We start from the raw sequence: 14034 nt of genomic DNA on the forward strand, positions 1-14034 counted from the left end.
TAAAACCTATCTGGAATTTTTTAAGGCCAATCTGATCAACTCCTCTAAAGTAACTCCTCCACCCTTTTCTTTGATGATCAGATCGATATTTTTCTCTGCCTGTGCTTTAGGAAAACCTAAAACCAGCAAAGCTGATAACGCTTCATTTCGCAAACTATTGCTTCGCACACCCGTGCCGGAAGGAGATTTTTCAAAGACGTCCTCCTTCTTGAGTTTATCTTTGAGTTCCAGGATGATACGTTGCGCAGTTTTGGCCCCAACACCCTTCACTCTCTGGATCAAATTCACGTCCTCACTCACAATCGCCTCGTGAATTTCGGACGGCGTAAGGGAGGACAGAATCATTAAAGCCGTGCCTGGCCCCACGCCGTTGATAGAGATCAAATCCAGAAACCGTTGCTTTTCCTGCATTTCGGCAAATCCAAATAGAATGTGGGCGTCTTCCTTCACCTGGAGATGCGTTTGTAAGATGCCGCTCTCCAGATTCTTGATCTGGCTGAAGGTGTTCAATGAGATTCTTACTTCATAACCAATGCCGTTCACCTCCATCACAGTGTGATTCGGCTCCTTTTCGATGTACTTGCCTTTAAGGTATGTAATCATCCTATTGTTGGGCTTTTGCGCTTTGCGACTGGGCATCTATAACGGCAATAGCCACCATATTAAATATCTCTCTGATAGAGCTACCGACCTGCAATACATGGACGGCTTTGTTCATTCCTACCAGAATCGGCCCTATTGCCTCTGCTCCACCCAACTCCATCAACAGTTTATAGGCAATATTACCTGATGCCAGGTCGGGGAAAATAAGTGTGTTTGCCGAGTGCCCATTCAGAGAAGAGAATGGATACACCTCGCTGAGCAGCTCTGCATTCAATGCCACATTGGCCTGAAGCTCCCCATCGATGATAAGGTCCGGGTATTTTTTCTTCGCCAACTCAACTGCCTTCCTGGTTTTTTCAGGCACACCACCTCTTGAAGATCCGAAATTAGAATATGAAAGAACGGCCACTTTGGGCTCGTAGTCAAAATACTTCACAGCCCTCGCTGCCAGACCAACGATTTCAACAAGTTCCTCAGCCGTAGGATTAAGATTCACTGTGGTGTCAGCAAAGAAATACGTGCCTTTGGCATTGCTGATAATGTACATGCCCGCCACCCGGTTAATACCCTCCTCAACGCCAAGGATGTGAAGCGCCGGAAGAATGGTCTTCGGGTAATCGTTCGTAAGGCCAGAGATGAGTGCATCCGCAGCCCCGGTTTCAACCATCATAGCGCCGTAGTAATTCCGGTCGTACATCAGCTGCCTGGCATTGACCATGGTGATGCCTTTTCGCTTTCTTTTCTCAAAAAGCATGGCCGCATATTCGTGCCTTGTATCGGCTTCATGATAAGGATCAATGATTGGCGTGTCACGAAGATCAAGCTTGTTCTCGACCACCAAGGCTTCTATTCTGGCTTTGTTACCGAGCAAAATTGGGTAGCCTATTCCCTCATCAATCACCATTTGAGCAGCTTTCAATATCTTGGGATGATCGGCCTCTGCAAACACAACCCGCTTGGGAGCTCTCCTCGCCCTGGCGATCACTCTCGCCATTAAACGATTGTCAATGCCTATGCGGCTCTGTAGCTCCACCTTATAAGCTTCCCAGTCGTCAATTTTCACTCTCGCAACGCCTGAGTCCATGGCAGCCTTTGCCACAGCCGGAGAAATCGTAGTAATTAGCCTTGGGTCTAACGGTTTCGGAATCAGGTAGTCACTGCCAAAGGTGATTGGCTTGTTGCCATAAGCTTTGATAACCATTTCAGGCACAGCTTCTTTGGTCAGCTCCGCCAGCGCCTTCACGGCTGCCAGCTTCATTTCCTCATTAATGGCCGTGGCCCTTACATCAAGTGCTCCTCTAAAAATATAGGGGAAGCCCAACACATTATTTACCTGGTTTGGATGGTCGGAACGACCTGTGGCCATCACAACATCATCTCTGGTGTCCATGGCCAGTTGGTAGGGAATCTCCGGATCGGGATTAGCCAAAGCGAAAACAATAGGCTTGTCAGCCATTTTCTTCAGCATGTCTGGTGTGAACACGTCGGCGGTAGAAAGACCCAAAAACATGTCCGCCCCAACAATCGCCTCATCCAAGGTGTCAATTTTCTTGTCAGTAGCGTACCGTGCTTTCATTGACTCAGGGTCGATTTTGTCCTTCCTGAGCACACCTTTGCTGTCGAGCATCACGATGTTTTCCTTGCGAGCACCTAGGCCAACATAGAGATCCGTGCATGCCATTGCAGCGCCACCTGCTCCGTTGACTACTATTTTTAGCTCTTCAATCTTTTTTCCTACAACAATCAGCGCATTGAGCAAGGCTGCACTTGAGATAATGGCTGTGCCATGCTGATCGTCGTGCATGACAGGAATCTTCATTTGTTCCCTCAGCACTCTTTCTATTTTGAAGCTTTCAGGAGCCTTAATGTCTTCCAGGTTGATGCCACCAAAGGTCGGCTCCAGTGCCTTCACAATTTGAATAAACTTATCAGGGTCTTCTTCGTCCACTTCAATATCAAAGACATCAATGCCAGCAAATTTCTTGAACAGAACCCCCTTGCCCTCCATCACGGGCTTTGAAGCCTCCGGGCCAATATTGCCGAGTCCAAGCACAGCCGTCCCGTTGGAAATAACCCCTACAAGGTTGCCTTTGGCGGTGTACTTATAAACATCCTCTTTATTTTTTGCTATTTCTTTGCACGGCTCTGCCACGCCGGGCGAATAAGCCAAAGCCAGGTCAACCTGGCTGCTCATCATCTTTGTTGGACGTATTTCAATTTTTCCGGCGGGGCTGGAAGAGTGGTATTCAAGGGCGTCTTCCTTGCGAATTTTAATGGCCATAAAAGTTAGGTGTCAGGTTAATGGGTAAAAAGCAAAACTAATAGGGGCTATCTACATAAACAATTAACGACCAGCAGCAGGTGCCGCTGATTGGGCGGGTTGAAAAGACTGCAATATCGCTTGAAATTCATTGATATAGTCCCTTTTTCTATCCTTGGAAGGTGCATACACATACCCTTCGATGTAATAGAGCCTATTCAGTACCTCGTCCACGAACGTATAGCTGATAAAAGGCCCCCCATTGGTCGAATCGCTTGTCTTCCAGAGGCCCCTGGTTTCCACAGCGTAGCTCCCTTTAAAATTGATGTTTTTCGTTATAAATGGGAGTACATCCTGGTAGGTAATGTAGATATTGTCTTTCTCAATGTCACGCAAATACTTCTCAGTAATTCTCGACCTTAACGCAGTGATGTCTTTAAACACATCCTGATTAGTGTAAGGCTCATAGTAAACGAAGATCGTCTTGTCCACTTCTAAATCCAGCGCCCTCAGCCAAACAAAGTTTCCCTTATCTTGTGCTAGCTCGTAGCCATAAGGGATTTTGAGTTTAAAATTATGGCGATCATAAAGCACATCCGCCAGGTCCTTCTCCTGAATCTTGAAGAGGTCGGCTTGCAGCCTTTTGTTCTCCACGTCCTCAAAGTACTGCCGCAAAATGTCGCCATTTTCCCTAAGCTTACGGATCAGTGATTCATCATCTTTTCCGAACAAGTAGAGTATTTCCTGACCCCGGGCGTAATTGTCTTTCCTCGTAAAATAGAACAGGTTTGGGTCCTCGTTTATTTTCGACAGCGACTCTGCGGTGTAATAACCTTTCATGATCTTTCCTGCCCTCGTATTATTATTGAGCGTGGTGACAAAAATCATGTTCTTAGCACTCTTTAGCACCCCATTTAGCGATTTTGGTGCTACCTGCTTTAAATCAAAAAGTGGTTCCTCTCTATTCAACCCAGGAATAACTAATTCGAAGGTTCGCCTCATCTCCGTTCCCAAAGGCCCGTTCCACTGAGCGCTATCCATCACGAGAATGATTTCTGCTGCATCGCCACGAGCTACCTGTAGAAGAGAGTTACCGTTGTCCGACTTGTCTTTTGAACCACAGGAAGACAGCAGCGCTGAAAACAGGAAACAAGCGAATATAAATTGAACTGTACGAGTCATGAGATATTCTATTAAAATTCGTAAGGGCCTTGCGGCCCTCTAAATTAACAATTATAAACTTTTCGTCGCTACCCTGGACTACTCAATCAGTAGTTTTTGTCCAACATGTATCTTACTTGAACTCAAATTGTTGAGTTGCTTAATTTTTTCAATGGACACATTCCCATACTTCTTTGAGATGTCCCACAAGGTATCACCTGATTGCACCATATGATACTTTGACCCATCGGCACCCACCGATGCCGATATAACTGTGGACTGTGTAGGTACTTTGGCGATTGTGGAAGATGGCGTATAAAGGTTGGGCTTCGATTGATAATTGGGCAGCACCCAAATGTTGAGCGTTTGTCCCACCCTGATCATATTTCCTGAAATCCTGTTCCACTCCCTCAAGTCAGAAACTCTAACGTGATAACGCTGTGCAATAGTGCCCAATACGTCACCAGATTGCACCCGGTACCGGACATTTTCTCTTCCATAAGTACTGCCAGGCATATTCTGCGCCAATTTCTCTAAGTGTTCTTTTCCAACCTTACCGGCCGAGTCAAGCAGGAAGTCCATGTTTTCATAGACAAATTCCATTTTATCGGACGGGATTCTCAACGGATAGTTGCTGACTGTCTCAGGAATAACACCCCTGATCAAATGTGGATTCAGTTTTAGGATATCGTCGGCGCACAAACCTGTGAGGTTGGCAAAAGTTTCAATGTGCAAATACTGATCGATCATGACAGTGTCATAGGCCATCATATATTCCTTTTCATTGGGATACAGGTTATGAAACTCATTGAAATTCATTGTGTAGAGAATAGCGACGAACTGAGGCACATACGAACGTGTTTCTCTTGGCAGGTAGCGGTACACCTCCCAAAACGTCTTCTTGTAACCCGATCTTCTAATGGCCTTTCTTACGTTTCCGGGGCCCGAATTGTAGGCAGCAAGTGCCAAATCCCAATCCCCAAACATCCCATACAGCTGCTTCAAATACTTACAAGCCGCCTCTGTGGCCTTCTCGGGATCCATTCTCTCGTCAATGTACCAGTCTTGATGCAGCTTGTAAAAACGACCTGTGGCTGGCATAAACTGCCACAAACCGCCTGCACCAACTCTTGAGATGGCGTTGGATCTCAATCCCGATTCTACAATGGAGAGGTATTTAAGCTCTTCAGGGAGGTCGTATTCTTTGAGGTATTTTTCAAAAATTGGGAAATAAACCTCTGCTCTTTGCTGTACCGATCTGATGTAGTCACGGTTGCGAACAGTAAAATAATCGATGAAGGAAAAGACCCTTTCATTCAACTGAATTGGAACTCCTGAATTCAGACCGGCAAGTCTTTCTTCCACCATTTCGTAGGTGAAATCAGGAGAGTAATCGTAGGGGAGAATAGTTCTTGTGTCGACCACATCCAAAGACAGGGTATCTGCCTCAACTACTCCAAATTCGACATCACCCTGTCGGGCGTAGCCCAACAGACTGACAGAAAGTCCACAAACAATGGTCAATAGCTTTTTCATACAAATTCTTTTATCCCTTGTTCCTGGCATCAAGAATGTGCCTGGAAAACGCCAAAAGCTTTTCTTCTTGAAAAGCGTCAGCGATTAGTTGCAAGCCTATGGGCATTCCCTCATCGTCGTCGCCATACGGAATCGAAATAGCTGGCACTCCAGCTACCGATGCCTGCACGGTGAAGAGGTCGGCGAGGTACATTTCCAATGGATTTTTTGTATGCTCACCCAATTTGAATGCAACGGTCGGGGATGTAGGTAAAATAATAAAATCGTACTCCTTAAGTATATCTCTAGTTGCTTGTTGAATCAATTTTCGTGCCTTCAATGCTTTGGTATAAAAGGCATCGTAGTAACTGGCACTTAGCACAAATGTACCTAATAAAATTCTTCGCTGCACTTCTTTGCCAAAAGCCTCTGACCTCGATTTCTTATACATCGTCTCGAGATTCACATGCGATTTGCTCCGATAGCCGTATTTTACACCGTCGTACCTGGACAGGTTAGAGCTTGCTTCGGCCGTGGTTAGAATGTAATACGTGGGCAACACATAGTCGAGGTAATTGAACTCGACAGGCTCCACTGTGTGGCCATCCTTCTTCAGCCAGGTGATGGCATCCTCAACAGCACCTTTTACCGGTGCGCTTATTTCCGGCGAAGCCAACGGCTCCTTTAAATAGGCTATTTTGTATTTTTTATTATTGGAAAGAAGCGTTGAATAGGGCAGCACCGGTTCATGCGACACTGTGCTGTCATAGTCATCGTGGCCGGCCATTATTTCCAACACAAGTGCCGTATCTTCAATGGTGTGGGCAAAGGTACCTATGGTATCAAAGGAACTGGCATATGCCAAAAGTCCATACCTGGAAATTCTGGAATAGGTGGGCTTATAGCCTACAATGCCGCAAAAAGACGCAGGCTGCCTCACCGAGCCCCCAGTATCAGTACCAAGTGACAACAGGCACATGTCGGACTGCACAGAAACGGCCGAACCTCCAGAGGAACCTCCTGGCACCCGCTTTTCACCGGCAGCATTCACAACCGGACCATATGCGGAGTTTTCCGAGGACGAGCCCATGGCAAACTCGTCGCAGTTGGTTCTGCCAATGATGATTGCGTCTTCATCGAGCAACCTCTGCACGGCAGTACCGGTAAACTGAGAAACAAACCCTTCAAGGATACGGCTACCTGCCTGGAGCTTATGCCCCTTGTAGCACAGCACGTCCTTGAGGCTGATAACCATACCTGCCAGGCGACCTTGCCTTCCGGCACGGATTTTTTCATCGACGACATCTGCTTTGGCTAATGCCTCTTCAGCAAAAACTTCAAGAAAAACGTTGAGGTGACTTTTTTCGTTGATTACCTGCAAGTACTGCTCTACCAGCTGCTTGCAGGTGATGTTTCCAGATGCTATCGCCTTCTGAATCTCGGCTAGCGATCTATATGTTTTCAAGACTTAGGCTTATCTTCCTTTACTTCTTTTACTCCCTCTTGAATCTCATCTTTGATCTCCTTTGTCGCATCTTTAAATTCACGAATTCCCTTTCCAAGGCCTCTCGCAAGTTCAGGAATCTTCTTAGCTCCGAAGAAAATCAGGACGATGAACACTATAACTATCAACTCCCAGCCACCAGGCATCCCAAAGGCAAAAATTGTGTTCATAATATTATTTTTTAGTGTATTGTAATAACGTAAAGTTAAAGAGAATAATTTGGGATCAAGGGTTCATACTAGAAATATTTAAAGAAAGGCATCCCTCACTTTTTGGTCATGAGCCATTTCTCAGGGTCTAGCTTCTGGTTGTTCTTCCAAACCTGAAATTGTATCTCGGAGATCCCATCGGTATCGGTGAACACCTCCCCGACTATGTCACCAATTTTGACTTCTTGTCCCTTTTTGACATTTACTTTTTTCAGCCGGGCATATAAGGTATAGTAATCTCCATGCTTAATGATCACCACACTGTTCATTCCTGGAACAAAAGCCACGGTGGCTACAGTTCCATCAAAAACCGATTTTACGATTTCGTTTTGGCCGGTTTGGATGTCAATACCCTGATTGTCAACCTCCACGCCTTTCAGCACGGGATGTGGGTGCCTGCCAAACCGTGAGGAAACGAACCCCGACGAGACAGGCCATGGCAATTTGGTTTTGCTGCCTTCAAAATTTGAGGAAATCAGCGGGGAAGTAACCGGGCTTTTGGCTGCCCTCTCCTTTTCCAGCTCTGCTTTGATCAGCTCCGCAATAAGGTTATCCAGTTTGTCGATGGCCTGCTTCCTCAGCGCCAGCTCGTTTTTTAGCTGCTTTTCCCGGCTGCTCAAGTCCTTTATTACTGAGCTCTGCTTGTCTTTCAAAGCAAGTAAGCTCTTGTTTTCTGCCACCTGACTGGCCAACAATTTCTGTTGTTCGGTTCGCTTGGCTTCAAACTCTCTTTTCTGGCCATTTAGCGCCTCGGTCACCCTTTTAATCTGAACCGCCTGTGTTTTTCGTGCCTCAGCATACTGAGAAAGGTAGCTAAGCCGACGTAAAAACTGACTAAAGGTTTGGGCGGAAAACAGGAAAGTGATCCGATCGAACCCATGCCGTGACTTGGAGGCGGCATAGATCATTGAAGCATACTCTTGCTTCAGCGCTTTGAGGTCAGCGTCCAGTGATTTGACTACCTGATTCAATTCATCAATGTCAGAGCCCAACAGATTAACCTCCTCTGATATGGAGCCGATCAGCATTTCCCTGGCTTCTATTTGCCTTGAAATAGCGCTCAACTGGCCTAATGTGCTCTTTTTCTGCGTTTCTGTTTCTTGCAGAATGGAGTGAGCTTCTTCGATTCGCTTGAGGTTTTCCTGCTTCTCTTTTTCTAACTGGCTCTTCGATTTTTGAGAAAATGAGACCTGCACTGAGAAAATCAGCGCCAGGAGCAACAGGATCGACAAGCGACTACTTCCGCTCATACTTTTGGGGAATATTAAACGGGAACTTCATTTTTTTACCGTCTTCAACGTCCGCTTTATTGTGCTCAATTTCTATTTGTGTATTGAAAGCCTCCGATGTGCCTGGCTTATTGTACACCAATGAAATCAACGATTGGAACGGAAAAATATGAAATTCATCAACTACTTGAAAATCAGAGTAAGTAATATTCAACGTATTGGTGGTAGGCAGGTCAACAATCGACAGCTTCTCCAACTTGGAGGTTTTGGTAGAAATGTAGTTATTAAACGTAACCTCTCCCTCCTTTTGCTCCACCATGGCATAATCGGTCTCTCTCACCACCCTTTCATTTTCCTGGATATTTCTGGGTGGGTTTCCTAAAAAAATCGACTCAAGCAACTCGTAGTCAATATTGAAATTATATTTCTCACTGAGTGCAGCATAGGTGTACACAAAATACACTTTGTTGAGCCTGTCCACCACCACAAGTGAATCTTTGGTGATAATGCCCCGGGCAGCTTCTATGCCCAACGCAGGAGTAAGCGAAAACCAAATAATGCTGTCTTTTCTTATCCTGATATTAGCGCTGGCGTTAATTTTATTGTCGCCCTCTGTGTAGTTGATCTTAGTCTTTGTGGAGAAGTAGTCAAAGTTTATTTCCTGGACGTCCAGCTTGTTCCTCTCCAAAAAGTCGAAGTAGGCCAGCTTTCTATTGCAGGAAACGAAAAGGATCAGGGCAATTAAACCTGCTTGGGGCAGCAGTCTATTCTTCATATAGTTTCCGGTCGGCAATTTTCTTATCAATTAGTTTCGTGGTGTCCTTCATTGATTTTGCTTTTTTCCATTGCTCCACTGCATCATCAATCTTACCCAATCGAAAAAGTACATCACCATAGTGTTCAACGATTGTGCCACTAACATTTTCTGCGTCAGCCAGGGCCTTTTCAAGGTAAAATTTCGATTCCTTGTAATCACCTCTCACGTAGAGTACCCAGGCATGAGTGTCAAGATAAGTCCCATTATCAGGATTTTTCTCTACCAAACGCTTCGACAGCTCAAGAGCCCTGTCCAGTTTTTCCTTTCTCAAAGAGAGATAGTAGCTGTAGTTATTGAGAACATAGTCGTTGTCAGAATTGATTTTCAACGCTTCTTCATAGGCGGCGTCAGACTTAGGATAATCCTCCAAGCCATTGTAAGCATCGCCAAGCTGGCCTATAATGAAGCCTGAAAGGTCGGGGTCGGACATTGCCAACTTTTTTCCTGCTTCAAGGTTATTAACAGCCTTTCTATAGTCCTTTTTCACAAGGTAGGCTGTGCCCCCAAAATAATAAAGCAGCGCCTGATTGGGGAAAATTTCGATAGCCTGCTCAGCATGCTGGGCAGCCCCCTGATAGTCCTCCAGCTCCATTTCAATGGAAATTACATTTTGCCAAAGGTTATAGTTGGTGTTGTCGAGCTCGAGGGCCCTCAGGTAAAAACCTCTGGCTTTCTCCTTATTCCCCAGCCTAAACTCCAGGTCACCGGAAATGGCCTGCGCATCTACATTGTCGGGATGGGCCTCAATTAAATCTACAGCCAGCTCCTTGGCAGCGGTTTCAAGTTCGGGATTGGGAAGCTGAGCGATGTAACCAGCCAACAGCTGCACCTTGGCATTTACATTGAGCGAAGGATTAGAAAACGCATTGTGCAGCGACTCCATGGCCTTCTCCGTCTGCCCGCTTTTTCTATAAATTTCAGATAACCGGACACTGGCCTGCGCATTGGACGGGTTGTCTCTCAGCACTGCTTCCAGATAGGGGATTGCCTCTTTTTCTTTTTGATTTGAAATAAGCACTTCGGCGAGCGTAAGCTTATAGTCCGACTCGTCGGGGTAGGTTTCAATCAGCTTTTGACCTTCTGCGATGGCCAAATCTATCTTTCCCTGCTGAATAAAAATCTGCTGCTTTTGATAGGTGATCTCTTCCAATACGCCAAAGAAATCTTCGGCCCTGTTGTATACATCGAGGGCCTTATCAAGTTTATCCTGATAGATATACAATGCCGCCAAATCGAAAAGATACGACTCGTTGTTAGGCAGCGTGCTTATCATTCTTTCATAAAGGCTGGCTGCCTCCTGAAAGTTAGACATGTTGGTGTAAATCTCGGCTGTTAAAAGGAAGTAGTATTTGTTGTCACTGTCGAGCTTGATGGCTTCATTGGCATGGGTAAGCGCTTTTTCAAAGTCGCCGGACTCGGCCAGAATTTGTGCCATCTTGTAGTGAACACCCGAGCTTTTCGGGTCAATGTCGTTGGAGAGACTGAACAGCTCATAGGCTTTGGCGTAGTCCTCCAGCATAAAAAACTTCTCCCCTTCTACGAAATAATACTCTGCCTGAAACCTATCGTTTTCAGATATCTCGTTGGGCACACCCTCTCTGGACTTTTTCTTTTTTCCCTGGGCTTGCAAATCAAATGAAAGCACTGCCAAAAGAAGCGCAAGGGCTCCTGTGGCGATAACTCTTTTAACTATGTGATCTGCATTTACCATATTCTTTGTTTCAAAACGGACGCCGGGAATCTGTAATACGTCTAAATTTGATCTTTGGGTATCTTGATCCTTATATTTTTCGCAGGCGTCCGTTACTTTTTACCTGTACTTCCGTATCCACCCTCGCCCCTTTTTGTCTCAGTTAAGGCCTCGCTTTCAACCCACTCTATTTTTTCGTGCTTTGCTATAACCATTTGAGCCACACGGTCTCCATGCTCAATGACAACCTCCTGATTCGACAAATTTACCAAAAGCACCTTTAACTCCCCCCTGTAATCTGCATCGATGGTGCCAGGCGAGTTGAGAACGGTAATTCCCTGCTTAAATGCCATGCCGCTTCGGGGGCGAATCTGCGCCTCAAACCCAGCAGGCAACTCTATATAAAGACCGGTAGCCACCAATTTTCGTTCCAAAGGAGCAAGCCTGACACCGTCTTCTAAAACAGCTCTCAAGTCGAGCCCTGCCGATAACTCAGTCTGATATTCAGGAAGTGAAAATGGCGATTTGTTAACTATTTTTACCTTCATAAGTAAAACAAGGCTGCAAAATTAAGAAATAAAACGCTTAGGTCGAGGCAAATCCGCTCTTTCCTTGACTAGTACAATAACAATAAAGCACGCAACTGCCAGATTGTTTACAACCAGTTCCAGCAAAAATGAGCTGAAGTGCAATTGGCTTGACCCCAAAGCCAGGGTAGAAGAAAGAATCAAGTAGAAAAGTGCGTTGGATACTTTATAAGGAACCGGGTAGTATTTTTCCCCCAAGTAGAAACTAACTACCGCCATTACCAGAAAGGTCAGGGTCGTGACGACTGCACTGCCCAAATACCCGATAACAGGGATCAATAATACATTTCCGACGACAGTAATTAATGCGCCAAGCAAGGCAATATAGGCACCGTAGTATGTCTGATCGGTGAGTTTATACCACACAGAAAGGTTATAATAAATGCCCAGAAAAAGATAACCCATGAGCAAAAAGGGCACAATAAATAGTGCTTCACGGTATTCCGACTGACGAAGAAGAAGTCCCAGCCAATTTAAATTGACGGAAATGCCCAAAAACACCAATGCCCCGAAAATGACAAACCACTTCATCACTTTACTGAACAGCGCTGGGGAGTTTTTATCAGCGGCACTTGAAAAGAAGAAGGGTTCGGCGGCGTACCGAAAGGCCTGGATACCCAGGTTCATAAACACACTCAGCTTAAAACAGGCGCCATAAACCCCTGTGGCATAATCAGCGCCGCCGCTACCGTAGAAACCATCTGGTAACAGGTATTTAATCATCAATCGACCAAATGTCTCGTTGACCGTGCCTGCCAAGCCCATTACTCCCACTGGCAGGCTGTACGCCAATATTTGCCTGATCAATTTACGGTTCCAGTTGAACCTGGCCACCATAAGCTCCTTTGCCAGCAACGGCACCAGTAAGAAAGTACCCAGGAAGTTGGCAATAAAAATGTATTCGATACCAAGAGAGGAGTCGTACCATGGCGTTATTAGGGGTTTCAGGAAAACGAAAGACTCACCCGAAATGACTGCCGGAGCGACCACTAGCAAAAAGATATTGAGCAGGATAGTGACCAGGATGACGAGAATCTTAATACTGGCAAACTTGATTGGCCGGTTCTCCAGCCGAAGCTTGGCAAAGGGAATGGACATAACAGCTTCTACTGCCAGTATCGCAGCAAACCACCTTATCCACGACGAATGATCCGGGTATTCAATAAATGAAGCTATTGGCTGAGCAAAGGCCCAAAGCGCAATTGTGAAAATCAAGGTAGTCAGCACTATCATGGTCATTACCTGACCATATGTGTTCTGCCCTTTAGTAATGTCTCTGGTGGAAAACCTAAAGAAGGTTGTTTCCAGACCATAAGTATAAATAACAAGCAGGAATGCAGAGTAACCGTAGAGTATGGTCATTTGCCCATACTCGCCCGGCTCAAAAATTCCTGTGTAAAACGGCGTCAGCAGCCAGTTAAGCAGGCGGCCTACAATACTACTGACTCCGTATATCGCAGTTTGGCCTGCAAGTTTTTTCAATTGGCCCATATAAAGCCCGAAGTTACCCTATTCGCCTTTAAAAACAGGCTTGCGCTTTTCAAGAAAGGCAGTTGTCCCTTCAACGAAGTCCTCAGTGCCGCAGCACCTGGCAAAAGAATTGGCCTCTGTCTGATAGCCATCCTCATCAGCATTGTAAACGGCATTAACGCAGTCTATAACCATTCCGACTGCCAAAGGCGCCTTTTCAAGGATTTTTGCCATCAGGCTGTTGGTCTTTTCCATCACCTTATCGGCAGGAACCACATAATTTACAAGACCCAAAGTGAGCGCCTCAGCCGCAGAGATCATATCGCCGGTTAGCATGAGTTCGACTGCTTTTGCTTTGCCAATGAGTTGGGTCAGCCGTTGGGTGCCGCCGTAGCCAGGTATGATGCCAAGGTTGATCTCCGGCTGTCCAAACCTGGCGTTTTCTGAAGCCACTCGCATATGACACGCCATGGCCAGTTCACAGCCGCCTCCAAGGGCAAAACCATTAACTGCTGCAATGACCGGAATATGGCAATTCTGAATGAGGTCGAAGGTTTCCTGCCCATTTTCAGCAAATTTACGAGCATTAAGTTCGTTTATCTCTGAAAACTCTTTGATGTCGGCACCCGCCACAAATGCCTTCTCTCCCGCACCTGTGACAATAACACCTCTTAAATCTTTGGCATCATTAATCTCCTGAAAAGCTTGTTTCAGCTCCTCCATGGTTTGCTGATTAAGCGCATTCAGTTTGTCGGGTCTGTTAATAGTGATCGTCTTTACTGATCCGTTCTGCTCAACTAGTATATTTTTATAGCTACTCATAGGTTTCCATTTTAGGCTTCAAATACCGAAGCATTTCCGGCTGTATCGGACATCAAATAATTTACTTTTTTGCCAAAGTTCAAAATCTGCACTGCTAAGCTACACTCACACAGGCTCATTGGGTACTGCGAACACGCCATGTACCAAACACTTGCACCACTCAAACA

General features: G+C 45.7%; 12 protein-coding genes. All 12 read right to left on the bottom strand.

Features of this window, described 5'->3' with window-relative positions:
* Positions 1–6: 6 nt before the first annotated feature.
* Positions 7–603 (bottom strand): Holliday junction branch migration protein RuvA, encoded by a 597-nt coding sequence (ruvA, locus tag RT717_RS20865; RefSeq protein WP_152001009.1) that lies wholly within the window; start codon positions 601–603, stop codon positions 7–9.
* A 1-nt stretch (position 604) separates the two neighbouring features.
* Entirely contained in the window at positions 605–2884 is a 2280-nt protein-coding gene (locus RT717_RS20870) for an NADP-dependent malic enzyme (protein WP_317488291.1), read from the bottom strand.
* 63 nt (positions 2885–2947) lie between these two features.
* Entirely contained in the window at positions 2948–4045 is a 1098-nt protein-coding gene (locus RT717_RS20875) for a DUF4837 family protein (RefSeq protein WP_317488292.1), read from the bottom strand.
* Positions 4046–4123: 78 nt separating this feature from the next.
* On the bottom strand, positions 4124–5560 hold the full coding sequence (locus tag RT717_RS20880; RefSeq protein WP_317488293.1) for a lytic transglycosylase domain-containing protein: 1437 nt from the start codon (positions 5558–5560) through the stop codon (positions 4124–4126).
* A gap of 10 nt (positions 5561–5570) precedes the next feature.
* Positions 5571–7004, bottom strand: a complete 1434-nt coding sequence (gene gatA / locus RT717_RS20885) for an Asp-tRNA(Asn)/Glu-tRNA(Gln) amidotransferase subunit GatA (protein WP_317488294.1) — start codon at positions 7002–7004, stop codon at positions 5571–5573.
* Positions 7001–7213, bottom strand: coding sequence for a Sec-independent protein translocase subunit TatA/TatB (locus tag RT717_RS20890; protein WP_152001014.1), 213 nt, complete (start codon positions 7211–7213; stop codon positions 7001–7003). Before RT717_RS20890 ends, gatA begins: the two co-directional genes overlap by 4 nt.
* A gap of 95 nt (positions 7214–7308) precedes the next feature.
* Positions 7309–8502, bottom strand: coding sequence for a murein hydrolase activator EnvC family protein (locus RT717_RS20895; RefSeq protein ID WP_317488295.1), 1194 nt, complete (start codon positions 8500–8502; stop codon positions 7309–7311).
* A complete protein-coding gene (locus tag RT717_RS20900) occupies positions 8489–9256 on the bottom strand; it encodes a DUF4292 domain-containing protein (RefSeq protein WP_317488296.1) in 768 nt (255 codons plus the stop codon). Before RT717_RS20900 ends, RT717_RS20895 begins: the two co-directional genes overlap by 14 nt.
* Complete coding sequence (locus RT717_RS20905) at positions 9246–11009, bottom strand: tetratricopeptide repeat protein (protein ID WP_317488297.1); 1764 nt, start codon at positions 11007–11009, stop codon at positions 9246–9248. The genes RT717_RS20900 and RT717_RS20905 overlap by 11 nt, the downstream gene beginning before the upstream one ends.
* 92 nt (positions 11010–11101) lie before the next feature.
* Positions 11102–11536, bottom strand: a complete 435-nt coding sequence (dut, locus tag RT717_RS20910; protein WP_317488298.1) for a dUTP diphosphatase — start codon at positions 11534–11536, stop codon at positions 11102–11104.
* Positions 11537–11557: 21 nt separating this feature from the next.
* Positions 11558–13057, bottom strand: coding sequence for a lipopolysaccharide biosynthesis protein (locus RT717_RS20915; protein WP_317488299.1), 1500 nt, complete (start codon positions 13055–13057; stop codon positions 11558–11560).
* A 27-nt stretch (positions 13058–13084) separates the two neighbouring features.
* Entirely contained in the window at positions 13085–13867 is a 783-nt protein-coding gene (locus RT717_RS20920) for an enoyl-CoA hydratase/isomerase family protein (protein ID WP_317488300.1), read from the bottom strand.
* Positions 13868–14034 lie beyond the last annotated feature (167 nt).

It is taken from the genome of Imperialibacter roseus (assembly GCF_032999765.1).
GTDB lineage: Bacteria > Bacteroidota > Bacteroidia > Cytophagales > Cyclobacteriaceae > Imperialibacter > Imperialibacter roseus.

Excerpts from the sequence above, each read along its gene's own strand:
- ruvA (WP_152001009.1), bottom strand. The coding sequence starts at position 603 with ATGATTACATACCTTAAAGGCAAGTACATCGAAAAGGAGCCGAATCAC.
- RT717_RS20870 (WP_317488291.1), bottom strand. The coding sequence starts at position 2,884 with ATGGCCATTAAAATTCGCAAGGAAGACGCCCTTGAATACCACTCTTCC.
- RT717_RS20875 (WP_317488292.1), bottom strand. The coding sequence starts at position 4,045 with ATGACTCGTACAGTTCAATTTATATTCGCTTGTTTCCTGTTTTCAGCG.
- RT717_RS20880 (WP_317488293.1), bottom strand. The coding sequence starts at position 5,560 with ATGAAAAAGCTATTGACCATTGTTTGTGGACTTTCTGTCAGTCTGTTG.
- RT717_RS20890 (WP_152001014.1), bottom strand. The coding sequence starts at position 7,213 with ATGAACACAATTTTTGCCTTTGGGATGCCTGGTGGCTGGGAGTTGATA.
- RT717_RS20895 (WP_317488295.1), bottom strand. The coding sequence starts at position 8,502 with ATGAGCGGAAGTAGTCGCTTGTCGATCCTGTTGCTCCTGGCGCTGATT.
- RT717_RS20900 (WP_317488296.1), bottom strand. The coding sequence starts at position 9,256 with ATGAAGAATAGACTGCTGCCCCAAGCAGGTTTAATTGCCCTGATCCTT.
- RT717_RS20905 (WP_317488297.1), bottom strand. The coding sequence starts at position 11,009 with ATGGTAAATGCAGATCACATAGTTAAAAGAGTTATCGCCACAGGAGCC.
- dut (WP_317488298.1), bottom strand. The coding sequence starts at position 11,536 with ATGAAGGTAAAAATAGTTAACAAATCGCCATTTTCACTTCCTGAATAT.
- RT717_RS20920 (WP_317488300.1), bottom strand. The coding sequence starts at position 13,867 with ATGAGTAGCTATAAAAATATACTAGTTGAGCAGAACGGATCAGTAAAG.